The organism is Streptomyces sp. SAI-127, from assembly GCF_029894425.1.
In the GTDB taxonomy this organism is placed as follows: Bacteria; Actinomycetota; Actinomycetes; order Streptomycetales; family Streptomycetaceae; genus Streptomyces.
On sequence record NZ_JARXYJ010000001.1, the window covers coordinates 9,745,620 to 9,768,548 of the forward strand.

General features: G+C 71.2%; 25 protein-coding genes. 11 read left to right on the forward strand and 14 right to left on the reverse strand.

Annotated elements, in window-relative coordinates:
* Positions 1-70: 70 nt before the first annotated feature.
* Entirely contained in the window at positions 71-370 is a 300-nt protein-coding gene (locus M2157_RS44630; protein ID WP_280855425.1) for a DUF5133 domain-containing protein, read from the reverse strand.
* A 246-nt stretch (positions 371-616) separates the two neighbouring features.
* Between M2157_RS44630 and M2157_RS44635 the strand changes: the two genes are divergently transcribed.
* Both M2157_RS44635 and glgX read left to right on the forward strand, forming a co-directional pair.
* Positions 617-1,111 carry a pep a2 gene (locus M2157_RS44635; RefSeq protein ID WP_266520069.1) on the forward strand — a complete coding sequence of 165 codons (495 nt, stop codon included), beginning with the start codon at positions 617-619 and terminating at the stop codon, positions 1,109-1,111.
* A gap of 44 nt (positions 1,112-1,155) precedes the next feature.
* Positions 1,156-3,252, forward strand: a complete 2,097-nt coding sequence (gene glgX / locus M2157_RS44640) for a glycogen debranching protein GlgX (RefSeq protein WP_280858903.1) — start codon at positions 1,156-1,158, stop codon at positions 3,250-3,252.
* A gap of 387 nt (positions 3,253-3,639) precedes the next feature.
* On the opposite strand, the gene M2157_RS44645 is transcribed toward glgX, so the two are convergent.
* On the reverse strand, positions 3,640-4,443 hold the full coding sequence (locus tag M2157_RS44645; RefSeq protein ID WP_280855424.1) for a VOC family protein: 804 nt from the start codon (positions 4,441-4,443) through the stop codon (positions 3,640-3,642).
* Positions 4,444-4,613: 170 nt separating this feature from the next.
* On the opposite strand from M2157_RS44645, the gene M2157_RS44650 reads away from it, so the two are divergent.
* On the forward strand, positions 4,614-4,946 hold the full coding sequence (locus tag M2157_RS44650) for an ANTAR domain-containing protein (protein WP_280855423.1): 333 nt from the start codon (positions 4,614-4,616) through the stop codon (positions 4,944-4,946).
* Between the two features lie 15 nt (positions 4,947-4,961).
* On the opposite strand, the gene M2157_RS44655 is transcribed toward M2157_RS44650, so the two are convergent.
* Complete coding sequence (locus M2157_RS44655) at positions 4,962-5,753, reverse strand: SigB/SigF/SigG family RNA polymerase sigma factor (protein WP_266520063.1); 792 nt, start codon at positions 5,751-5,753, stop codon at positions 4,962-4,964.
* Between the two features lie 238 nt (positions 5,754-5,991).
* Here M2157_RS44655 and M2157_RS44660 point away from each other — a divergent pair, with 238 nt between their 5' ends.
* The 4 genes from M2157_RS44660 (at position 5,992) to M2157_RS44675 (ending at position 8,784) form a co-directional block, all read left to right on the forward strand.
* The gene (locus M2157_RS44660) at positions 5,992-6,447 is read left to right on the forward strand and encodes a MarR family transcriptional regulator (protein ID WP_280855422.1); all 456 of its coding nucleotides are present in this window, start codon (positions 5,992-5,994) and stop codon (positions 6,445-6,447) included.
* Positions 6,444-7,265: an ATP-binding cassette domain-containing protein gene (locus tag M2157_RS44665; RefSeq protein WP_280855420.1), complete on the forward strand. Its 822-nt coding sequence runs from the start codon at positions 6,444-6,446 to the stop codon at positions 7,263-7,265. Before M2157_RS44660 ends, M2157_RS44665 begins: the two co-directional genes overlap by 4 nt.
* Positions 7,225-8,076 (forward strand): ABC transporter permease, encoded by an 852-nt coding sequence (locus tag M2157_RS44670; RefSeq protein ID WP_280868050.1) that lies wholly within the window; start codon positions 7,225-7,227, stop codon positions 8,074-8,076. Before M2157_RS44665 ends, M2157_RS44670 begins: the two co-directional genes overlap by 41 nt.
* Before the next feature lie 192 nt (positions 8,077-8,268).
* Entirely contained in the window at positions 8,269-8,784 is a 516-nt protein-coding gene (locus tag M2157_RS44675) for a hypothetical protein (protein WP_280855418.1), read from the forward strand.
* Positions 8,785-8,797: 13 nt separating this feature from the next.
* Here M2157_RS44675 and hemC read toward each other — a convergent pair whose 3' ends face one another.
* The 4 genes from hemC to M2157_RS44695 are packed head-to-tail and all read right to left on the reverse strand — an operon-like array spanning position 8,798 to position 11,964.
* Entirely contained in the window at positions 8,798-9,733 is a 936-nt protein-coding gene (gene hemC / locus M2157_RS44680; protein ID WP_280855417.1) for a hydroxymethylbilane synthase, read from the reverse strand.
* Between the two features lie 41 nt (positions 9,734-9,774).
* Positions 9,775-10,242: a GNAT family N-acetyltransferase gene (locus M2157_RS44685; protein WP_280868051.1), complete on the reverse strand. Its 468-nt coding sequence runs from the start codon at positions 10,240-10,242 to the stop codon at positions 9,775-9,777.
* The gene (locus M2157_RS44690; RefSeq protein WP_280855415.1) at positions 10,239-10,757 is read right to left on the reverse strand and encodes a hypothetical protein; all 519 of its coding nucleotides are present in this window, start codon (positions 10,755-10,757) and stop codon (positions 10,239-10,241) included. The genes M2157_RS44685 and M2157_RS44690 overlap by 4 nt, the downstream gene beginning before the upstream one ends.
* Positions 10,758-10,764: 7 nt before the next feature.
* Entirely contained in the window at positions 10,765-11,964 is a 1,200-nt protein-coding gene (locus M2157_RS44695) for an MFS transporter (RefSeq protein WP_280868052.1), read from the reverse strand.
* A gap of 112 nt (positions 11,965-12,076) precedes the next feature.
* Between M2157_RS44695 and M2157_RS44700 the strand changes: the two genes are divergently transcribed.
* Complete coding sequence (locus tag M2157_RS44700; protein ID WP_280868053.1) at positions 12,077-13,066, forward strand: DUF5937 family protein; 990 nt, start codon at positions 12,077-12,079, stop codon at positions 13,064-13,066.
* Between the two features lie 373 nt (positions 13,067-13,439).
* Here the strand turns inward: M2157_RS44700 and M2157_RS44705 are convergent, their stop codons facing one another.
* The 5 genes from M2157_RS44705 to M2157_RS44725 form a co-directional block, all read right to left on the reverse strand.
* Entirely contained in the window at positions 13,440-14,465 is a 1,026-nt protein-coding gene (locus M2157_RS44705) for a questin oxidase family protein (protein ID WP_280868054.1), read from the reverse strand.
* 101 nt (positions 14,466-14,566) lie between these two features.
* Positions 14,567-15,343 carry an NPP1 family protein gene (locus M2157_RS44710; RefSeq protein WP_280868055.1) on the reverse strand — a complete coding sequence of 259 codons (777 nt, stop codon included), beginning with the start codon at positions 15,341-15,343 and terminating at the stop codon, positions 14,567-14,569.
* A gap of 132 nt (positions 15,344-15,475) precedes the next feature.
* Positions 15,476-16,456 (reverse strand): non-homologous end-joining DNA ligase, encoded by a 981-nt coding sequence (ligD, locus tag M2157_RS44715; RefSeq protein ID WP_280855412.1) that lies wholly within the window; start codon positions 16,454-16,456, stop codon positions 15,476-15,478.
* Positions 16,457-16,538: 82 nt separating this feature from the next.
* On the reverse strand, positions 16,539-16,910 hold the full coding sequence (locus M2157_RS44720) for a VOC family protein (protein WP_280855411.1): 372 nt from the start codon (positions 16,908-16,910) through the stop codon (positions 16,539-16,541).
* An 83-nt stretch (positions 16,911-16,993) separates the two neighbouring features.
* Positions 16,994-17,743 carry an SDR family oxidoreductase gene (locus tag M2157_RS44725; RefSeq protein ID WP_280855410.1) on the reverse strand — a complete coding sequence of 250 codons (750 nt, stop codon included), beginning with the start codon at positions 17,741-17,743 and terminating at the stop codon, positions 16,994-16,996.
* A 117-nt stretch (positions 17,744-17,860) separates the two neighbouring features.
* On the opposite strand from M2157_RS44725, the gene M2157_RS44730 reads away from it, so the two are divergent.
* Entirely contained in the window at positions 17,861-18,550 is a 690-nt protein-coding gene (locus M2157_RS44730) for a TetR/AcrR family transcriptional regulator (protein ID WP_280855409.1), read from the forward strand.
* Between the two features lie 3 nt (positions 18,551-18,553).
* Here M2157_RS44730 and M2157_RS44735 read toward each other — a convergent pair whose 3' ends face one another.
* Together M2157_RS44735 and M2157_RS44740 are read right to left on the reverse strand one after the other, a co-directional pair.
* Positions 18,554-19,237 (reverse strand): response regulator transcription factor, encoded by a 684-nt coding sequence (locus tag M2157_RS44735; protein WP_280855408.1) that lies wholly within the window; start codon positions 19,235-19,237, stop codon positions 18,554-18,556.
* A gap of 271 nt (positions 19,238-19,508) precedes the next feature.
* Positions 19,509-20,993, reverse strand: coding sequence for an MFS transporter (locus M2157_RS44740; protein WP_280868056.1), 1,485 nt, complete (start codon positions 20,991-20,993; stop codon positions 19,509-19,511).
* A 239-nt stretch (positions 20,994-21,232) separates the two neighbouring features.
* Between M2157_RS44740 and M2157_RS44745 the strand changes: the two genes are divergently transcribed.
* Positions 21,233-21,883 (forward strand): TetR/AcrR family transcriptional regulator, encoded by a 651-nt coding sequence (locus M2157_RS44745; protein WP_280855406.1) that lies wholly within the window; start codon positions 21,233-21,235, stop codon positions 21,881-21,883.
* Between the two features lie 89 nt (positions 21,884-21,972).
* Positions 21,973-22,695, forward strand: a complete 723-nt coding sequence (locus tag M2157_RS44750; RefSeq protein ID WP_280855405.1) for a response regulator transcription factor — start codon at positions 21,973-21,975, stop codon at positions 22,693-22,695.
* Positions 22,696-22,929 lie beyond the last annotated feature (234 nt).

Below are 22,929 nucleotides of genomic sequence, written 5' to 3' on the forward strand. Positions count from 1 at the left end.
TCGCCTCCGCCGTGCTCGAGGCCGGGCGCTGACTGCGCCCGGCCGGGGATCGAAGCTGCGCCGGAAGGGGCTACCTCCCCGCGGGAAACCGTTCCGCGGATCTCGGCGGGCCGCGCCTGGCGACGGCACCCCCGTGGGGGAGGTCGCTCTGCTCCTGGAGGTAGGCCCCCACGCTGGTGCGCAGATAGCGCTCGGCGGCCTCGGCCGCCTCACGCGCGCAGCGCTTGCCCATCAGCACGCACAGCGTGTAACCGGAGTCCTCGAAGGTGGCCCGGACGGTGCGGTCGGCGGGGGAGGCCAGCATGACGCGCTCCCAGGCGCGATACCGCCGGAGTTGCCGGGCGACTTCGGCTTTGGCCGGTAGCAGCATGGCGCCGTACACCTTTCCGGGCTGGAGCAGATGCGGGACTCGCGAGATCTTCACTCATGGTGCACGGGTAACGACTCAGCGTCTTGTTGGGTCTTCAACTACCTCACTGATCGCTCCGGTTGCACGAATGGCGTAGCACTCCCACTCTGGAGTGACTCTGAAGCGATCAGCACTCACGCTCCGTGTTTCGGGGTCCGGTCCCGCGGGGGCCGGGAGGAGCGGGAGCTTCGCCGGTGAGGAGTGACGATGAAGACCGCAGTGCCCTGCTACTACCACCTCGACGTGGAGGTCAGCCCGGAACGGGTCGGGCAGGTCAGGCGCATCCTGGCCGCCCATCTACGGCTCTGGGACCTCGAGACCCTGGTCGAGCCCGTCTGCGGTGGTGCCGAACTGCTGCTCAAGGCCATCGACGAGCACGCGAGGGACAAGAACACCTCGATCGAGCTGTGGTGGAACGGCCAGCACCTCATCACCGCCGTCGCCGAGAACGACAGTGAGCTGCGTCCGGACCTGGATCTGCGCGCCTGCCTGGAGCGGATCGCCGCCATGAGCGACGGCTGGGGCTGCTGCGCCACCGACACCGGCAGCAAGGTGATCTGGTTCTCGCAGCGGGCCCGCGCCGGCGAGCGCGTCCCGCTCGTGCCGAGGGCTCCCGAGCCGACCCTGCGGGAGGTGCTCCAGGTGCCGCGCGAGACGCCGGTCGCCGTCCTGGCCGCCGCCACTGCCGACGGCGGGTGCTGAGCGTGCCGTCGTCCAGGAAGAAGCCGTACAAGAACGGGAAGCGGGTGCCGGCCTGGAGCGGGCACCCCTACCCGCTGGGCGCCCAATTCGACGGCGAGGGCACCAACTTCGCGCTGTTCAGCGAGGTCGCCGAGCGGGTCGAACTCGTCCTGGTCGACGAGCGGGGCGCCCACAGTGTCATTCCGCTGACCGAGGTCGACGGCTTCGTGTGGCACGGCTTTCTGCCGGGCGTCGGGCCGGGGCAGCGTTACGGCTATCGGGTGCACGGACCCTGGCAGCCTTCACTCGGCCACCGGTGCGATCCGGCGAAACTGCTCCTCGACCCGTACGCCAAAGCGGTGGACGGGGAGACGGACAACCACCCCTCGCTCCACACCCCCGAGGCCGACAGCGCCGGGCACACCATGCTCGGCGTGGTCACCGACCCGGCCTTCGACTGGGGCGACGACCAGCCGCCCAGGCGCTTCTACGCCGACAGCGTGATCTACGAGGCCCACGTCCGCGGACTCACCCGCACCCACCCCGATGTCCCGCCGGAACTGCGCGGCACGTACGCCGGTCTCGCACACCCGGCGGTGATCGACCACCTGACCTCGCTCGGTGTGACCGCCGTCGAGCTGATGCCGGTGCACCAGTTCGTGCAGGACGGGGTGCTCCAGGACCGCGGCCTCGCCAACTACTGGGGCTACAACACGATCGGCTTCTTCGCGCCCCACAACGCCTACGCCGCCCACGGCACCCGCGGCCAGCAGGTCACGGAGTTCAAGGCGATGGTCAAGGCCCTCCACGCGGCCGGCCTCGAAGTCATCCTCGACGTCGTCTACAACCACACGGCCGAGGGCAACGAGAAGGGCCCCACGCTCTCCTTCCGGGGCATCGACAACGCCTCGTACTACCGGCTGGTCGACGGCGACTGGGGGCACTACTACGACACCACCGGCACCGGGAACAGCCTGCTGATGCGGCACCCCTACGTGCTCCAGCTGATCATGGACTCGCTGCGGTACTGGGTGACCGAGATGCATGTCGACGGCTTCCGCTTCGACCTCGCCGCCACTCTGGCCCGGCAGTTCCACGAGGTGGACCGGCTGTCGGCGTTCTTCGACCTCATCCAGCAGGACCCGGTGATCAGCCGCGTCAAGCTGATCGCCGAGCCGTGGGACGTGGGGGAGGGCGGCTACCAGGTCGGCAACTTCCCGCCGCTGTGGTCGGAGTGGAACGGCAAGTACCGGGACGCCGTACGGGACTTCTGGCGGGGCGAGCCGCACACGCTCGGCGAGTTCGCCTCCCGGCTGACCGGCTCCTCCGACCTGTACCAGCACAGTCGGCGGCGCCCGAGGGCCAGCGTCAACTTCGTGACCGCGCACGACGGTTTCACCCTGCGGGACCTCGTCTCCTACAACGACAAACACAACGAGGCCAACGGGGAGGACGGTCAGGACGGCGAAAGCGACAACCGGTCGTGGAACTGCGGGGCCGAGGGCGAGACCGACGACCCCGCCGTACTGGAGCTGCGGGCCCGCCAGCAGCGGAACTTCCTTGCCACCCTGCTGCTCTCGCAGGGCATTCCGATGCTCTGTCACGGCGACGAACTCGGCCGCACCCAGCTGGGCAACAACAACGCCTACTGCCAGGACAACGAGGTCTCCTGGATCGACTGGGAGCTGAGTGAGGAGCAGCGCGAACTCGCCGAGTTCACGCGGCGCGTGATCGGCCTTCGCGCGGCGCATCCCGTCCTGCGCAGGCGCCGGTTCTTCCGTGGCGAGACCGTGACGCACGCGGGGCAGCCGCTGCCCGACCTGGTCTGGCTGCTGCCGGACGCCCGCGAGATGGCCGAGGCGGACTGGCAGCGCTCGGACGCGCACGCGGTCGGGGTCTTCCTGAACGGCGACGCCATCGCCGAACCGGATCCGCGCGGACGCCCGGTGGTCGACGACTCGTTCCTGCTGCTGCTGAACGGCCACTGGGAGCCCGTCGACTTCCGGCTGCCGGGCCCCGCGTACGGCGAACGCTGGACGACCCTGCTCGACACGGCGGAACCCCAGGGCGCGGACGAGGCGGAGCACAAGGCCGGCTCGGAGATGACGATCGAGGCGCGCAGCCTGGTACTGCTGTCGAGGCCGTCGCGCGCGGGCGCCTGAAAGGCGGGGGCCTTCGCGGCGCAGGCCGTTACGCCCGCGACGGCTCTCGGTGCTTGTCCTCAGCGCACGCGGCGTGAGGTGACCGTGAACTGGGCGGCGTCGGGGTCGCGCAGCATGGCTCGTTGCCGCTGTGGGAGAGGGCGCTGCTGCCGTGGGGTCTCGGCCGTCTTGGGGCTGGCCGCCGTGTCCGCGGCTGCGACGGTGGGGTTCTCGGTGCTCGCCTTCAGTGCACGCGGCGTGAGGTGACCGTGAACTGGGCGGCGTCGGGGTCGCGCGGCATGGCTCGTTGCCGCTGTGGGAGAGGGCGCTGCTGCCGTGGGGTCTCGGCCGTCTTGGGGCTGGCCGCCGTGTCCGCGGCTGCGACGGTGGGGTTCTCGGTGCTCGCCTTCAGCGGACGCGGCGTGAGGTGACCGTGAACTGGGCGCCGTCGGGGTCGCGCAGGACGGCCTCGTCGCCGCTGTGGGAGAGCACGCTGCCGCCGTGGACCTCCGCCGCCTTGGCGCAGGCCGCCACGTCCGCGACGGCGAAGTGGACCTGCCAGTGCGGCCGGATGCCGGGGTCGGGGGCCGAGCCCAGCGCCCCCGACTCGATGCGCGCCACCACGTCGCCCCTGCTGCGCAGCACCACCTCGCCGCCCTCGTAGCGGACCTCGCAGCCGCCGGGACGCTCCGTCGCCCAGTCGAGGACCTCGCCGTAGAAGATCGCGGCGTCGAACGCGTCGCGGGTGTGCAGCCGCACGAAGGCCGGCTGGGCGCGTCGCCACACCTCCCAGTTGGCGACGAGCTCGCCCTCCCACACGCCGAAGGCCGCGCCGTCGCGGTCCGAGAGCAGGGCCGCCCGGCCGGGCGGGAAGGACAGCGGGCCGACGGCCAGGGTGCCGCCGCGTTCCTGTACCCGGGCCACTGCCTCGTCCGCGCTGGGCACCGCGAAGTACGCGGTCCAGGCCACCGCCATCTGCCACATCGACGCCACCGCCGCGATCCCGGCGACCGGCGTGCCGTCCACCAGCGCGACCCGGAAGCGCTCGCCGAGCTTCAGGGGCTTCCACTCCCACCCGAGCACGGCCCCGTAGAACTCCTCCGTGGCCTGCTGGTCACGGCTGGTCAGGCTGACCCAGCAGGGGGCGCCGAACACATGGTGCGTGGAGACGACATCCGCGGTCGCGGTGGGATGTCTCGGATCGTGGTTCATGGCAGTCGCGTCCTGCTCTCGTCGGCCGGCGGCCACCGGGCGGTCTTCGACCAGTGTCCGTCCGGAACCGCCTCGGGCGCCTGCCGAGTACCCCGGATGTGGCACCGAAACGGCGGCCCGTACGCCTGACGCCCGGTGGCGCGGGCCTGTCCGAGTGACAGGATGGATGAGTGCCAGCCATACCGAACGAACCCGCCGACGAGTCGGACCGGATCTTCGCCCTGCAGGAGGAGATCGGCCAGCTCAAGGAAGCGATGGCCTCGCACGCGGTCGTGGACCAGGCCATCGGTATGGTCGTCGCGCTCGGCAGGGTCACCCCGGACCAGGGCTGGGAAGTACTGAAGGACGTCTCCCAGCACACGAACATCAAGCTGCGCAACGTCGCGGACCTGATCCTCATCTGGGGACGGTCCGGAGACATCCCGCCGGAGATCCGGGCCGAGCTGGAAGACGCCCTCGACCGTTACGGCCCGACGCAGATCCCGGGGACGCCACCCGAGTGACGGTGCCCCTCGGGTTCAGTCGGCGTCGGCCATGACCTCCTCGCGCAGGTGCGCGAAGCACGTGCTGAGCAGCCGGGAGACATGCATCTGCGAGATGCCCAGTTCCTCGGCGATGCCGCTCTGTGTCATGCCCTGGAAGAAGCGCAGGTACAGAATGGTCCGCTCGCGCTCCGGCAGGGCCTCCAGGCACGGCCTGACGGCCACCCGGTCGACCACCACGTCGAAGCCGGGGTCGGGGCCGCCGAGCGCGTCGCCCAGGGCGTAGCCGTCGGTGCCGGGCATCTCCGCCTCCAGCGACAGCGCCGAGAAGCACTCCAGTGCCTCGGCACCGGTGCGTACCTCGTCCTCGGTCAGCTGCGCCCGCTCGGCGATCTCGGCGACGGTGGGCGCCCGCCCGGGCGTCTGGGCGAGCTCCTTCGAGGCCTGCCGGACCCGGTTGCGCAGGTCCTGCACCCGGCGCGGCACGTGCAGCGTCCACATGTGGTCGCGGAAGTGCCGCTTGATCTCACCGGTCACGGTCGGCACCGCGTACGCCTCGAAGGCGCTCCCGCGTGCCGGGTCGTAATGGTCGACCGCCTTGACGAGCCCGAGGGCGGCCACCTGGTAGAGGTCTTCGAGGGACTCCCCGCGGCCCCGGAACCGGACGGCGATCCGCTCGGCCATGGGCAGCCAGAGCTCGACCAGCTCGTCCCGCAGAGCCTTGCGTTCCGGACCGTCGGGCAGCCGCGCCAGGCGCACGAACGCCTTGTCGGTGTCGGGGGCGTCGTCGTGCGGATGAGGTTGTCTTCTGGTGGCGACGGACGACATGCCGCGCACCTCCCTGTGGTGCTGGATGGACAGACACCGTGGGAGGCGCGCATGCGGACGTGAGGAAGGACATCCGGGGCCCGATGGACGGGCTCCCACGGAGACGTGCCTCCTGTCCGAAGCACTTGTCTGCTGATTCCCGTTCTCGGATGAAATGAAACAAAGGGAGCTAATCATCTGATATGTGTTTGACCGGCTCTTGGGCGAGATACCTCTGTCACAGAGATAACCTCGCGTTGTGAACGAGGAGACCTTCCCTGAAGAGCTGGCCGACGCCCTTGTCGGTGTCCAACGGCTGCTCAGGCGCAGGCTGCGCGCCGGACTGACCGTGCCGCGGCTGCGCGGCGCCGAGGTCGAACTGCTGCGCCTGGTCGAGTCACGGCCCGGCATCGGCGTCTCCGACGCCGCCAAGGAGCTGTGTCTGGCCGGGAACTCCGTCTCGACCCTGGTCAACCAGCTGGTCAAGGAAGGTCACCTGGTCCGTGAGACCGACCCCGCGGACCGGCGCGCCGCCCGTCTGCTGCTCACCGAGAAGGCCGAGGCGCGGCTCGGGGACTGGAAGCAGCGGCGGGTCGCGCTCGTGAGCCGGCACATCACCCGGCTGGACGCGGCCGATCAGGAGGCCCTGCGCGCCGCGCTCCCCGCGCTGCGCGCGCTCGCCGTCACTCTGCACGAGGAGGCCGAGGAGACATGACACCCGAAGCTGTTTCCTGTACGGGGCTCGCCTACACCTTCGGTGACACCAACGCCGTGGACGGGCTGGACTTGACCGTCGCAGAGGGTGAGGTCTTCGGACTGCTCGGTCCCAACGGCGCCGGCAAGACCACCGCCATCCGCTGCATCACCACCCTGCTCCCCGTCCCGGCCGGCATGATCCACGTCTTCGGCCGCGACACCGCCACCGACGCGATGGCCGTACGCCGGCTGCTCGGCTACGTCCCGCAGCAGCTGTCCGCCGACGCGAACCTGACCGGCCGGGAGAACGTCACCCTGTTCGCCCGGGTCTTCGACGTCGCCCGCAGGGAACGCGCCGAACGCGTCGCCCAGGCACTGGCGGCGGTCGACCTCACCGAAGCCGCCGACCGGCTCGCCGGCACCTACTCCGGCGGTATGGTCCGCCGGCTGGAGCTCGCCCAGGCCCTGGTCAGCGCGCCCCGGCTGCTGATCCTCGACGAGCCGACCATCGGCCTCGACCCGATCGCCCGCACCGGCGTGTGGGAGCACATCAACGCCGTGCGTGAGGCGACCGGCATGACGGTCCTCGTGACCACCCACTACATGGACGAGGCCGACCAGTACTGCGACCGGGTCGGTCTCATGCACCGCGGCCGCATCCGCGCCCTCGGCACCCCCGACGAACTCCGGCGGGGCCTTGCCGAGAGCCGGGGCACCGACACCCTGCCGACCCTGGAGGACGTCTTCCGTGACGTCGCCGGCAGCGGACTCGAAGACGAAGGAGGGGATTTCCGCGATGTCCGAAGTACCCGCCGCACCGCGAACCGTGTCGGCTGACCCGAGCTCCATCAGTCTGCTGCTCCGCCCGCCGGAGCCCCGCGCGGGCTGGCGAGTGCTGCCCGCCCGGGTCGTGGCGATGTGTGCCGTGGAACTGCAGAAGCTCAGCCACGACCGCACCGAGCTCTACACCCGCGCGGTCCAGCCCGCCCTGTGGCTGCTGATCTTCGGCCAGACCTTCACCCGCATCAAGGCGATCCCCACCGAGGGCATCCCCTACATCGACTATCTGGCGCCCGGCATCATCGCCCAGTCGGCGATGTTCATCGCGATCTTCTACGGCATCCAGATCATCTGGGAGCGGGACGCCGGCGTCCTCAACAAGCTCCTGGTCACGCCCACCCCGCGCTCGGCGCTCACCACCGGGAAGGCCTTCGCGGCCGGCGTGAAGTCGCTGATCCAGGCCGTCGTCGTCATCGTCATCGCCGCCCTCCTCGGGGTGTCCCTGACCTGGAACCCGCTCAAGCTCCTCGGTGTCGGGGCGATCGTGATCCTCGGCTCGGCGTTCTTCTCCTGCCTGTCGATGACCATCGCCGGCATCGTGCTCAGCAGGGACCGCCTGATGGGCATCGGGCAGGCCATCACCATGCCGCTCTTCTTCGGCTCCAACGCCCTGTACCCGCTGTCCGTCATGCCGGGCTGGCTCCAGGCCGTGAGCAAGGTGAACCCGCTCAGCTACGAAGTCGACGCCCTGCGCGGCCTCCTCCTCGGCACCCACGCCCATCTGGCGCTCGACTTCGGGGTGCTGGCCGTGGCCGCCGCGCTCGGCATCACCGCGGCGTCCTCGCTCCTCGGCCGTCTGGCCCGTTGATCATGCGCGCGGAACGTGATGTACGGCACGCCCGCGGAAGGGATTTTCCGGCCGCTCGACGGATTCTTCCTGCGCACGGCTTGATCAGCGATCAAAGGGGGTGAATTCCCTGGCCACAGCGCATTCTGCTCATTTGACAGTGCATTGAGCACACAGATAGGAAGCAGCTCTCTGAGGTCGAAGAGGTGCACTGTGTACGAGCCGAACGTGGTCGGGGACTGGCAGGAGTACGACGAGCATGCCGGTCTGCGTGTCCGCGTCCACCGTCTGGAGGCGGCCGAGCCGCCGCGTGGACGCGACGACGCCGCCGAAGGGCTGACGTACTTCAGCGTCCGTGTGACCGTCGAGAACCGCGGCGACCTGCATCCGACCGTCCATCTCGAGGACGGGCAGATCGACGTGCGGATCGGCCCCGACGGCGAGAGCGCCTTCATCGACTGGCGCAACTCGCAGTTCATCGAGGGCTTCGACGTCTACCCGCTGCGCCGCGCCACCGCCGTGCTGTTCGCCGCGGGACCGGAGGCGAGCCTCGGCCAGATCGACGTGCAGATCCAGCTGCGGGTCGACGACGAGTGGGCCGACCGCCGGCTGTGGGCGGGCGGTATCGGACTCGGCGAGGGAGCCACCCACCCGGGCGTGGGCCGCGAGGGCCTGGCCTGCCAGGTGAGCAACTTCCTGCGGGACCAGGCCGAAGAGGGCACGGCCTGAACCGTCCCTGTGGTCAGTGGGGAATGCCGTCGATGATCTCGCGGGCGCCCTGACGCAGCAGCGCCACGGCGACCGAGGTGCCCAGCGTGGCCGGATCGAGGCGGCCCGCCCACTCGTGGGCGTTCAGCCGTGTCTTGCCGTCCGGGGTGAACACACAGGCGCGCAGGGAAAGTTCGTCGCTGTGGTCCACCCGCGCGTACCCCGCGATCGGGCTGTTGCAGTGGCCCTGCAGGACGTGCAGGAACATCCGCTCGGCGGTGGCCTCCCGGAACGTGTCCGGATCACCCAGCGCGCTGACCGTGTCGATCAGCTCGGTGTCGCCCTCCCGGCACTGGAGCGCGAGGATGCCCGCGCCGATCGGCGGCATCATCGTATCGGGGGAGAGGATCTCGCTGATCACGTCCTCGCGGCCGATGCGTTCCAGGCCGGAGACCGCGAGCAGCAGCGCGTCCGCCTCGCCGGCCGCCAGCTTGGCCAGCCGACGGTTGGCGTTGCCGCGGAACGGCACACACTCCAGGTGCGGGTGGGTGGCGGCCAGCTGGGCCACGCGGCGCACCGAGGAGGTGCCGATCCGGGTCCCCTCCGGGAGCTCGTCCAGAGTGAGGCCGCCCGGGTGGATCAGGGCGTCGCGGATGTCGTCCCGCTTCAGGAACGCCGCGAACGTGGTGCCCGCCGGGAGCGGCCGGTCGGCGGGCACGTCCTTCACGCAGTGCACCGCGAGATCGGCCTCACCGGCCAGCAGTGCGGCGTCGACCTCCTTGGTGAACGCGCCCTTGCCCTCGACCTTGGACAGGTCGCCCATCCACTTGTCACCGGTCGTCTTCACCGGCACGACCTCGGTGCGCACACCGGGGTACAGGGCTGCCAACTCGCTTCTGACACGCTCCACTTGAGCCAGTGCCATCGGCGAGTCACGGGAGACGATGCGGATCAGTTCCGGGAGGGACATGCGGGACACGATAGACCCTGCGGAGGTTCGGTGTTTGACGCTCAGGGAGCAACGGGTAGGGAGTAGCGCACCTTTTGCCTGGCGCGGGCGCCCATCCGGTCGTAGAAGCGGATCGCCCCGTCGTTCCACGTCGGCGTCTGCCACTGCACCTCGCCGAGTCCCAGCGCGCGTGCCTCGGCGGACACGGCGTCCATGAGCAGGACGCCGAGTCCGAGACCGCGGTGCCCGGGCAGCAGGAACAGGCAGTCCATGTGCAGGTACTCGCGGCCCTCCCAGGTGGAGAGTTCGGGCGAGCAGGTGGCGTAGCCGACGAGTGAGCCGTCCGGGAGTTCGGCCACCAGGCAGCGCAGGCGGGGCGCGGAGGTGTCGAAGAGGAGCGCGGCCAGCCGGTCGGACAGGTCGTCCGGGGGCGGCGCCGCCCGCTCGTACTCCGCGTGCCGGGCGGCGAGTTCGGCGACCGCGAGGAGGTCGGCGCGCTCGGCGTGCCGGACGAGTGGAGCGTCGCTCATCGGACGTCGCCCGCGATCGTGTCCGCTCCCCAGGCGGTGAGCCGTTCGGCGAGCGACCCGGTGCCGTCCAGGACGTGCTGGGAGTACGCGTCCCGCTCGTGGGCGAGCACGGCGGCCTCCCAGACGCAGGGCGCGAGGCCCGCCCGGCCGGGCCGCAGCGCGTCGGGCTTGCCCACCGGGCCGGCGAAGATCGCCAGGTCCGCCATGTCGCCCTCGATCCAGCTGTGGACCAGGACGTAGTCGCCGTCGCCGCCGGCGTGCACGATCAGGACGGCGAGCCCCAGGGAACCCCGCAGCGGCCCGAGTCCGAGGTGCCGCGCGGCGATCCGCAGCCCGGCCTCGGCGTCCTGGTCGGAGACGGTGCGGCCGGGCGCCTCCAGCGCGTACACCTTCACCAGGTGACCGGCGGCCTCCCCGGTGCCCAACGGCCGCGCGGGACGGGCGTGGTGGGAGTCGGCGAGGGCGAGCAGGGCCTCGGTGTCAACAGCGGCGGGCACTTCCTCGTGAAGATCCATTCGGCCATCATCGGATGCCCGGCTCGGGTGCGTCCACCGCCGCCCGCGAGACGACCGGCTCCGGCCAGGACAGCACCACCAGCGCCACCGCCGTCAGCAGCCCGCCCGCCAGGAAGGTGCCGCGGATCCCGGTCAGGGACAGCAGCGCGCCGCCGAGCAGGGCGCCGACGGCCACGCCCACGTTGAACGCGGCCGAGTTGGCGGCGAGGGCCGTCTCGGTGCGTCCCGGCGCCACGTGCAGCACCTGGCTCTGCGTCGCCATGAACAGCGGCCCCACCGAGGCGCCCAGCAGCATCAGCAGCACGACGGTCGCGCCCCGATTGCTGCCGCCCACGTACAGGCCGACCAGAGCGACGGTCTGTCCCGCCACCGGCACGGTCAGCGTGGCCCGCGGAAACCGGTCCAGCAGAGGCCCGGTCACCGTGACCCCGGCCAGCCCCGCCGCCCCGAACGCCATGAGCACCGCGCTCACCGCGTCCTGGCCGAACCCGCTCACCTCGTCGAGGAAGGCCACGATGTACGTGAACCCGGTGAACGCCCCCGTCACCGAGAGCGCCGTGGTCGTGAGCACGACCGCGAACCGGCGCCGGTCGGGGGCGGCCCCGTACGCCGAATGGCTCTCCTGCGGCCGCGAGGTCGGCAGCAGTACGGCCACCACGGCCAGCGATACGACGGCGAGCGAGCCGAGGACCGCGAACGGCACCCGCCAGCCACTGTGCCCGCCCAGCCAGGTCCCCGCCGGTACCCCGGCGACCGTGGCCAGCGAACCGCCGACCGAGAGCAGCCCGATGATCCGGCCCCGGCGCTCGGGCGCGAACAGCCCGACCGCGACCGGCCCCATCACCGCCCAGAACAGCGCCTGCGCCAGCGCGGTCGCCACGCGAGCCGCCAGCAGCAGGCCGTACGACACGGCGGCGAGCGCGGAGATCCAGCTGGCCACCACGAGCACCGCGAGCAGTCCGGACATCAGATGCCGGCGCGGCACGGACCGGGTGACGTGGGCCAGCGGCAGCGAGCCGACGGCCACCGCCAGGCCGTAGCCGGTGACCAGCGCGCCCACCGCCGTGAGCGAGACCCGCAGATCGCCCGCCATCAGGGTCAGCAGACCCACCGGGAGGTTCTCGGTGGTGTTGAAGGTGAACGCCGCCAGCATCAGCGCCGCGACGACGGCGGCCCTGCGCCGGGGGGCCGGACCTGCGCTGCCCATGCACATGCCTTCCGGGGAGGGGAGTCGGAGACGGCAAGCGTGCGGGGGCAGGGGCGGGGGTTCTACTCTTTCGATCCAGGACGAATCACTCACAGGTGCCGGGGGAGCCGCTGTGCCGCTCACGCTGCGTCTGGGGACCGACGACCTCGGCCGGTGCAGGTTCGCGGTCTCCCCGCTGTGCCAGACCCACGAGGCGCTGCGCATGCTGCGCCGGTCCGCCCGGCACGGCTATCACCGGGCCTGGCTGCGCCGTGCCGCGCCCGCCGTGGCCGGGCTCGACCTGTCCCCGCTGTGGCTGTTCATCCCTCCGGCCGGCGGCTACACCCCGGACTTCCTGGGGCCGCCGCCGGAGGAGCCGTATCCCTGCTTCGAGGACGAGTTGGCCCGCGTGCGCGCCACCGACCCCGCCCTGGCCCACACCGAGATGGCCCGCTCGCTCGCCTGCACACCGGGGCTCGCCGAGCCGCCGCAGGGCCGGGCCGCCCTCGACGACCCCGCCGCTGCCGTGCGGCGCCTCGCCGAGCTCACCGAACAGGCCTGGCGGGCGCTGGTCGCCCCGGACTGGGCACGCCACCGTGCCGTGCTGGAGGCCGACATCGCCCACCGGACCCGGCAGATGGCGGACGCGGGCCTGGACGCGCTGTTCGCCGGTCTGCACCCGGACGTCGACTGGGCCGACGGGAGCCTCACCCTTCCCGTGCGCGGGGACATGACGGACGCCCAACTCGCCGACGGGCGGGGCGTGCTGCTCATGCCGAGTGTGTTCGTCTGGCCGGACGTGGTGAGCGGCTTCGCCCGGCCCTGGCAGCCGACGGTCATCTATCCCGCCCGCGGCATGGGCGGACTGCACAGCGACGAGACACCGCGCCTCTCGGAGGCGCTCGCACGACTGCTGGGACGGCAGCGCGCGGCCATCCTGGCCGGCCTCGAGGACCCGTCCTCGACGACCGACCTTGCCCACCGCCACGGCCTCGCCCCCTCGACCGTCTCCGCCCATCTGTCGATCCTGCGCGAAGCGGGTCTGCTCGCCTCACGACGACAGGGCCACCACGTGCTGTACGGCCGAACACCGCTCGGCGACGCGGTGGCCTCCGGCGGCTGAGCTGTGGGGCGGTTCGGGTCGGTTGCCAAGGGTGGCGGGGCCGGGCCTGGTCGAGTGGTGAGCGGGGGCGAGGGATGCGGTGGCGTCCGGTGCCTGGTTTGTGGGGTGGTTGGGGTGGGTTGCTGAGGCCGGCGGATGTGGTCTGGTCGGGTGGTGAGCCGCGTCAGGGCACGGTGGTCGGCCCTGGCTTGTGTGTGGGGGCTGAGGTCAACGGGCCGGACCTGGTCGAGCAGTGGCGCGGGCCCGGGGACGCGGGCGGGGTCTGCCTGCACGGGATCGCTGTCCGCCGCGGTGGTGCCAACCACGGCCGGCCGCCCGGAGTCACCGCGGGCCGGAGCATGGTCGGAGAACCCCACGTGTGACGTGGCGGGGCTCAGGCGAGCGGCTCGCTCAGTTCGACCGAGCGGAGGGCGGCCGCGAGGGCCTGTTCGTCGCCGATGTCCAGGGCGGTGTCGGTGAGCTTGATGACGTGCTCGTCGCCGTGGTCGAGGGCTCGTTCCACGACCTCTTCGGGCGCCAGGTGCGCGGGAGGGGCGTAGGCGACCGGTGCCACGGGCGCGTACATCGCCGTCACCGCCGCCGACGCGGTCCAGGCCGCGTGCAGGCTGGGTACCCACTGGTCGCGGGGGAGGGAATCCAGGGTCCGCAGCACGGCGTTGGGGGCCGTGGCCGCGTGGACGAGCATGGTCGGCTCGCCATGACCGTGGGTGGCGTAGCGATGGGTCGCGGCACGGACGAGTTCGGTGAGCCGCTCCTTCGCGGTGTCCGGGTCGGTCACCTCCTGCGCCCACACGGGCAGTCGGCGTACGGCGGCCAGACGGTTCCGGAACCCCACGTGCCCCGGCTCGATCGCGGGTACGGAGTCCAGGGCGTCCGTGGCGGTCGCCGCACCCGGCAGCGCCACGAGACCCGTCATGGGCTGGTGGCGTGCCGCCCAGTAGCCCAGCGCGTGGGCGAGTTCGGTGAGCCGGGGCCCGTTCTCCTCGGCCGCCACCGCCCGGACGGCGTGGCCGACCCGGATGACCGTGTGCGTGGCCCCGCCGTACAGGCCCGGCAGCAGGCGCGGCCACCACTCGGCGAGCACGTCCTTCCAGGGGCGTTCGGCGAGCGTGCGGGAGAAATGGTCGGTCCAGTCCGCGATCCGGCGCGGATCACCCAGCGCCGAGGGCCAGTTGTCGTCCGTGACGGGAGCCGTGCGGTCGGGGAAGTCCTCCAGCTTGTCCCGGTAGAGGTCCAGCCACCGGTGCACCGAGCCGGCCTGCCCGTGCCTGGCGAGTGCCTCGACGACCATGGGGGCGTGGTTGCTCAGCCAGCCCTCTCGCTCCGGGCCGGACGCGTGGACGCGGTCCAGGGCCTCCTCGAGGTGTCCGCTCGTGTCGCTCGTATCGCTGGTGTCCATGAACGGGACGCTATGCCGGGTGCGGGCCGGTGGGGATCGGGCGCGGGACGGAACCCGCGGGTGCGGGGGACCTAGGTCCAGCGCCCGATCGTGTCACCGGGTCAGGCGTTGGGGTCGAAGGAGATCCCCGACGGCTTCGCCGACGTCAGATGGGCCGCGAAATTGGCGTCCTTGAGACCGAAGTTGGCGCTGCCGAAGTCGTACGCGCTCAACTTGTCGCGCAGCCCCGACGGGTAGCCGTTCCAGCCGACCAGCGGCGGGTACTGCCAGGTGCCCTTGGCGTTCTCCGGCGGCTCGTCGCCCGAGTTGGCCAGCCGGAAGCAGTGCGTGCTGACGCCGTCCTTGTGGTAGACGATCTTCGCGTGCGAGCCGTCGAAGCGGACGCCGGAGGCCGCGCTCACCGTGAACGAACCGTGGTTGGAGGTCGACACGTACTGGATCGTGCCGTTCTGCACCCAGATCACGACGTGCTCCCAGTCGTGCCGGTGCCCGCCGATGCTGCTGTTCGCTATCGCCTGGTCCTTCTCGAAGTACAGGCCGTACATATAGGCGCACCAGCCGTTGTTGCACTTGTAGCGCGAGTACGTGTTGGTGTTGTCGAGGTCCGAGGCGTCATGGCACTCGCCGCTGAGCGAACCCGTCGGATTCAGACCGCCGTTGATCGTGCCGTCGGGGCCGATGGCGGGCGTCGAGTAGCAGCCGTCGGTGTCGTAGTCGAAGGCCGGCTGGTAGGTGTACTCGGCGCTCTCGGCGTTGGCGGGCAGCGCCTTGGGCGGGGCGGCGAACGCGGCGGAGGGGAAGGCGACGACGAGCGCGGCGGCGCCGGCCAGGCCGGTGAACCATCTCGTGCGGTGCTTCTTGAACGACGGTGACGCCACTGCGTCCTCCTCGTGGTCCGGGCGCAGCCCAACGGCTGTGGGGTTACTGGGGAGTTCAGCTTCCCGGCTTTTCATGTCCGCGCCAAGAGGTCGAAGGCGTCACTCCGGTTACGACCGGCCCAATAGTTCGGATCACCCAGGTGCGTCGGGGAGGTCGGCCGATGAGTCCTCCGGCGCGAGGTCCGGCCGCAGCCGCAGCCAGGACGGCTGACGCAGCAACCCCGCCCGGGTACGGGTGCTGTAGCGGACCTCACCGACCAGCCGGGGCAGAACCCAGTGCGCACCCGGGACCCGCGGCGCGGGATCGAAGGGACACACGTCCGTCGCCGCGGTGGCCAACAGCGAGGCCAGCTCTGTCCGTTCCGCCTCGCTCCAGCCGGTGCCCACATTGCCGACGTAGCGCAGCCGCCCGCCGCCGCGCTGTCCGACCAGCACCGCGCCCGGCAGACCCGTGAGCCTGCCCTTGCCGGGCAGCCAGCCGCCCACGACGACGTCCTCGCTGCGCATGTTGCGGATCTTGATCCAGGCGCGGGAGCGCACCCCGGGTTCGTACACCGAGTCGAGCCGCTTGCAGACCAGGCCTTCCAGACCGTGTTCACGAGTGGCGCGCAGGGCTTGCTCGCCATGACCGACGAGGGCGGCGGGTGTCGACCAGTGCGGGCCGGTGAGCTCCAGTTCGTCCAGTCGAGCGCGCCGCTGTGCGTAGGGCAGGGCGAGGAGCGAGCGCCGCCCCAGGTGCATCACGTCGAACAGCACGAGATGGACGGGCGCTTCGGCCGCCCGGCGCGCGGCTCTGCCGGGGGAGTGGGCCAACTGCATGCGCGGCTGCAGCAACTGGAAGTCCGCACGGCCCTGTTCGTCCAGCGCCAGGATCTCCCCGTCGAGCACGGCGGGTGTGGCGCCGAGCGCACCGCCCAGCGACCGCAGTTCGGGATAGGCGCCGGTGATCTCCTCCCCTGACCGGGCACGCAGCACGACGTCGCCGTTCCCGGCGAGGTAGACCACCACTCGCTGGCCGTCCTGCTTGGTCTCGTAGGCCCAGCGGGCGTCCTGTGAGGGGGGCGGCAGGGCGCCGGGGGTGGCGAGCATGGGCGGGATCAAGGGGAGGGTCACGGGTGAGTTGTCGACGCGAGCACCGGCGGTCACGCGCTCCGCGTACCGGTTTCCCCTGAACGGGCGCCGCCCTGGGGGCTGCTCAGACCTCTTGGTACAGGTTCACGATGTTGCCGTCGGGGTCCCGCAGCCACACCGACCGGCGGCCCCACGGCTGGGTGGTCGGCGGCTTGAGTACCTCGACACCCTGGGCCGCCAGCCGTTCGTGGCGTGCGTCCACGTCGGTGACCCGGAACTCCACGGTGAAGCTCCCGCTCGCGGCGGTGGCCGTCGAACCGGGCACCATCGACTCCATGCTCCGGGTGGAGAAGAAGGAGAGGACGGCGCCGGGGACCGTCACCCGGGCGAAGGGCGCCTCGCCCTCCACCTCCGCGTCGAGGACTCTCGCGTAGAAGGCGGCGAGCGCCGGGACGTCGTCGGTTATCAAGGAGGTGCCGGTGAAGTGGGGCCGCATCCGCCGATCGTAGGCGGAGGGTCGGACAGCCGGGGTGTGGAGCGGAGTTGGCGTCGGTGGGCGCGGATGCCGGATGACGCAGGTCAGATGATGCCTCCGTTGGCTCGCAGCACCTGTCCGTTGACCCAGTGACCGGCCGGGCTGACCAGGAACGACACCACGGAAGCTATGTCCTGGGGGGTCCCCAGCCGCTCCAGCGGGGGCTGTGCCGCCAGGCGGGCGACGGTCTCCTCGTCCTTGCCGTCCAAGAAGAGGTCGGTCGCCGTCGGTCCGGGGGCCACCGCGTTGACGGTGACGTCACGGCCGCGGAGCTCACGCGCGAGGATCAGGGTGACGGCCTCGACCGCGCCCTTGCTGGCCGCGTAGGCGCCGTAGCCGGGGAAGGCCAGGCCCACGACCGAGCTCGAGAGGTTGACGAGCGCGCCGCCAGTGCGCAGCCGGCGCGCGGCCTGCTGGTCGACGACGAAGGTGCCGCGGATGTTGGTGCGGTACAGGGAGTCGAGCTCGGCGAGGTCGAGTTCAGCGATCGGGGAAAGGGGCATCCGGCCGGCAGCGTGGACCACCGCGTCGATACCGCCGTATGTGGCCTCCGCCTGGTCGAACAGGGCTGCGACCTCGGTCTCGTCGGCGACGTCCGCTCGGGCGGCGTACGCGGTGCCGCCCGCCTCCTCGATGGCGCGCACGGCCTCGTCGGCGGCGTCCTTGTTGCCCGCGTACCCGACGACGACCGCGAACCCGTCGGCGGCGAGCTGCTGGGCGATCTGCCGTCCGATGCCGCGCGATCCGCCGGTCACGATCGCGACACGCTGTTCCGTCCGGGGCTGAGTGGTCATGACTGCATCCTCCTCTGTTATCACTGCTACGTCGAACTCGTATCAACGATAACACGGAATCGTAGCGACGGTAACCTTCATCTCGTATCGGCGCTACGAATGCCGTACCGTGGGGGCATGGATGCGAGGGAAAAGATCCTGGAAGCGGCCACCGAGCTGCTGGCCGGTGCCTCGGCCGCCGATGTCTCCACGCGTGCCGTGTGCGAGAAGGCCGGGGTGGGTGCGCCGATGCTCTACCGGCTCTTCGGCGACAAGGCCGGTCTGCTGGCCGCCGTGGTCGACCGGGGATTCGAGCGGTATCTCGCGTCCAAGCGGGAGGCGCGGCCGAGCGAGGATCCGGTAGAGGACCTTAAGACCGGCTGGGACAACCACATGCGCTTCGCGCTGGAGCACCCCAGCCACTACCGCCTGATGTACTCACCCGAGCTGACCGTGCCCCCGGCCGCCGCCCAGGAGGCGCACGACCTGCTGCACGGCATCCTCGAGCGCTGTGCGGCCGAGGGGCGGCTGACGGTGCCGCCCGCGCTGGCCACGCAGATGATCATGTCCGCCAATGTCGGGGCGGCCCTGTCGATGCTGACCAGACCCGAGCAGTACGCGGACCCGAAGTTCTCGCAGCGGCTGCGCGACGCGGTGCTGGATTCGGTGACCCGGCCCGTCGGCACCGCCACGCCTCGGGAAGGGAGCCCGGTGCCCGTCGCGGCCGCGACACTGGCGGCCCGCCTGCGCGCCGACGTGCCGCCGACGCTGACGGCTGCGGAGTCGGCTCTGCTCCAGCAGTGGCTGGAGAAGCTCTCAGAGCGGTGAGGGTCAGCGCTCCTCGGGCGGCAGCGCCTGCACCAGACCGGACTGGTAGGCCATGACGACGAGCTGGGCGCGGTCCCGGGCGCCCAGCTTCGTCATCGCACGGTGGACATGGGTGCGTACCGTCAGTGGGCTGACGAAGAGCTTCTGCGCGATCTCGTCGTTGGAGTGCCCCTCGGCGACCCACGCCATCACCTCCCGTTCCCGGGTGGTGAGGCCGGTCAGGTCATCGGCGGCCGCGAGCCGGGTGCCCAGGCCCGGAGCGGAGAGGAAGCGGGTGATCAGGGTACGGGTGGCGCCGGGGGAGAGCAGGGAGTCGCCGGCCGCCACGGTGCGGATGCCGGCGAGCAGGGCCTCGGCGGTGACGTCCTTGCCGAGGAAGCCGCTGGCGCCGGACCGCAGCGCCTGGGCGACGTACTCGTCGATCTCGAACGTGGTCAGGATCAGCACCCGGGTCTCGGACAGCTCGGGATCCGCGCAGATCACGGACGTGGCGGCAAGGCCGTCGGTCCCCGGCATGCGGATGTCCATCAGGATCACGTCGGGGCGATGGACACGCGCGAGGTCGACCGCCGCGGCGCCGTCGGTGGCTTCCGCGACCACCTCCATGTCGTCGCACGAGTCGATGAGGATCCGGAAGGTGGCCCGCAGCAGGGCCTGGTCGTCGGCGAGCAGTACGCGGATGGTCATGGGGTCCGATCTTGACGTGCCGAGGCGATGGGGGACCGGGGCAGCGGAGACCGGCCGACCGAGTCCGGCCGGTCGATGCCGGGACGGCCCTACGGACATGCCGTCACGACCTGTCCCGGCGGAGTGGGCCACGCGTCCCCACGTCCACGGTCCGGAGCGCCAGTCTTGCGCAACCTGCTCCGCTCGTCGTCGTACCACCGCCGACCATCGCGCGTACTGAGAACGCAGTACGCGCGACGGGTGTGTCCTCCTCGGGCAGGACCTGGTGGCGTCAGAGTCCCGAGGGCGTTCCGGCCGAGGTCTGCGCGGCGGCCGGTGCCGGGGGCGCCGCCGGGACCGCGGCGCGCGGGCGCGGGATGAAGGAGGCGATGGCGAAGGCGAGGAGGGCGGCACCCGCGCCGATCGCCATGACGGTCTTGAAGCCGTTCTCGGACGGCAGCGCGTAACCGCCAAGGTCGATGGTCATCTGGGCCAGCACGACACCGGCGATGGCACTCGCACAGGAAGTGCCGATGGACCGCATCAGGGTGTTCAGGCTGTTCGCGGCCGCCGTCTCGGACGCGGGTACGGCGCCCATGATGAGCGCGGGCATGGAGCCGTACGTGAACCCGATGCCGGCGCCGATCACGGAGGAGACCAGCACCAGGTGCCAGACCTCGGACATCAGCACGATGTTCAGGCCGTAGCCGCAGGCCACGATCAGCGCGCCGATCATCAGCGTCACCTTCGGACCCTTGGCCTTGGAGACCGCCGCCGAGACCGGGGCCAGGGCCATCATCACCAGGCCGGACGGGGCCATGACCAGTCCGGCGGTCAGCAGGGACCTGCCCAGGCCGTAGCCCGTCCGGGTGGGCAGCTGGAGCAGCTGCGGGAGCACGAGCGACATCGCGAACATCGAGAAGCCGACCGCGATCGAGGCGAGGTTGGTGAAGAGCACCTGACGGCGGGCGGTGGTGCGCAGGTCGACCAGCGGCTGGGCGGTGCGCAGTTCGAACAGGCCCCAGGCCAGCAGGACGATAACGGCCGCGGCGAACAGGCCGAGCGTGGTGCCGCTGGCCCAGCCCCAGTCGGCACCCTTGGAGATGGCCAGCAGGAGGGAGACCAGGCCGACCGCCATGCCCACCGCGCCGACCGCGTCGAAGCGGCCGCCGGTGCGCACCCGGGACTCCGGCACGACCACCAAAACCAGGACGAGGGCTGCCGCGCCCATCGCGGCCGAGGCCCAGAACAGGACGTGCCAGTCGAAGTTGTCCGCGATCAGCGCGGCGGTCGGCAGGCCCAGGGCGCCGCCGACGCCGAGTGAGGCACTCATCAGCGCGGTGGCCCCGGCGAGGCGCTCGGCGGGCAGTTCGTCGCGCATGATGCTAATGCCGAGCGGGATGACACCGGAGGACAGGCCCTGCAGGGCACGGCCGACGATCATCGGGACCAGGGCGTCGCTGAGTCCGCAGACCACCGATCCGACCACCAGCATCACCACGCTGACCAGCAGCATCCGGCGCTTGCCGAACATGTCGCCGAGCCGCCCGACGACCGGGGTGGCCACGGCTGCCGCGAGCAGCGTCGCGGTGACCGCCCACGCGGTGTCCGAGGCCGGGGCGTCCAGCAGTCTGGGCAGCTCCGGCACGATCGGGATCACCAGGGTCTGCATCAGCGAGACGACGATTCCGGCGAAGGCCAGCACCGCCACCACGGCGTTCGGCCGCGGCGGGACCACCACGCCCGTTTCGGCGGTTCTGGCGGGAGCGTCGGACATGAAAGAGCCTCCAGGGCAGGGGAGCGGGGCAGCCGACCCGAAATTAAGTCAGGTGCTTGACTTAGCTTACTGGGCCGGTGCCGGACCCCCCGAGGGGACCGTGCAGTCCTGCGCACCCTTCTCGACGTGCGGTTGCGTAGGCTTCCGGCACTGGAACCCGCCGCACCGTCGGCGGACCTCAGGCGGCTCGAGGGACTGGCCGTGGGAGGGCTCAGCGAAGTCCCGGTGCGGTGGTGGGCATGGCGGGCAGGACGGTACGCGAGGAACAGGTCAACGCGACCCGGGAGCTGATCCTGACCGCGGCCGAGCGGCTCTTCGCCGAGCGCGGTGTCCTCGCGGTGTCCAACCGTCAGGTCAGCGAGGCCGCGGGGCAGGGCAACAACGCCGCGGTCGGCTACCACTTCGGCACCAAGGCCGACTTGGTCCGGGCGATCGCCCGCAAGCACCACACCCGTATCGAGGAGATCCGCGCCCGGCTGCTGGCCGGGGCCCGTGGCTCCACGGACGTACGCGACTGGGTGGACTGCCTGGTCCGGCCCGTGCCCGAACATCTCGCCGCGCTGGGCAGCCCCACCTGGTTCGCCCGGTTCTGCGCCCAGGTCATGACCGACCCGGTGCTCCAGCAGATCATGGTCGAGGAGTCCATGGCCTCGCCGTCGCTCCGGCAGATCGTCGAGGGCCTGAACCGCTGTCTGCCCGAACTGCCCGCCGACGTCCGCGCCGAGCGCGCCGAGATGGCCCGCCATCTGATCGTGCACATGGCCGCCGACCGGGAACGGGCCCTCGCCGAGAACACCTCGACGCCTCGCGCCAACTGGCACGACGCCGCCACCGGTCTCGGTGACGTCGTGGTCGCCATGTGGACGGCTCCGGTCACTCCGCCCCGGTAGCGGATCCGGTCCGGGGGAGGCATTGCTTGAGTTACGCAAGGAAGGCGCTAGGGTGGGCGAGCGACCCCCTCCGACGAACGGTCTCGTCCATGCACGGCAACTCCAGCGAGCGACCGGCACTCGCCCGCGGTGCCGGTCAGCGCCTCCTGATCGTCGCGGGTGACTCGGATGCCGCCGAACTGCTCTCCACCACACTGGAGTTGGCGGGCTACCGGGTCGTCGCCGTCGCCGCTGCCGCCGAGGGCCTGGCGCGGCTGACCCGTGAGCGGTTCGATCTCGTGGTCGTCGACGCGAATCTGCCGGACGTGACCGAACTGGGCCGCAACCGGCCGACGTTGGCCCGCCGCCCGCCGGTGCTCCTGCTGATCGACTACGAGTCCCTGGACCGGATCGTGCCCGAACTGGGCCTCGGGGACCGGGACTACGTCACCAAACCGCTCCGCGTGGCCGACCTCCTGGCCAGGGTGCAGGTCCTGCTGCGCGGCACGGGCGCGGGGCCCGCCCGGAGTGGCGCCCTGTGCTACCGCGACCTCGTGCTGGACGACACCCTGTGCGAGGCCCGTCGCGGACCGCGCGGCCTGGATCTCACCCCGGCCGAGTACCGGCTGCTGCGTCACCTGCTGGTCAACGCCCACCGGGTGCTGTCCAAGGAGCAGATCGGCCGGTACGTCTGGGGCGACCACCGAGGCGACAACGCGATCGAACAGCTCGTCTCCAGGCTGCGGCGCAAGGTGGACCAGGAGGCTCCCGAGCTCATCCATACCCGCCGCGGCTTCGGTTACTGGCTGGGACGCGCCGACGCGGAGGCGTGAGCGTTCGGCTGCAAACGGTGGGCGCTGCTGTCTCCGGACAGGCCTCTCTCCGTGCAACTTGCTTGTGCCTAAGGAGAGTTGACGGATCACCAGGTATGTGATCCGGGTCACGTCAGCTCCCTGTCAGGTCACTGGCGGGATGACGTCAGCCCGGTCTGTTTGCATGTGTTCATCGAGGCCTCGATCACTTCGCCCCGGCGCTCCGCCCCTCGGGCAGAGCCCCCACCACCGAGG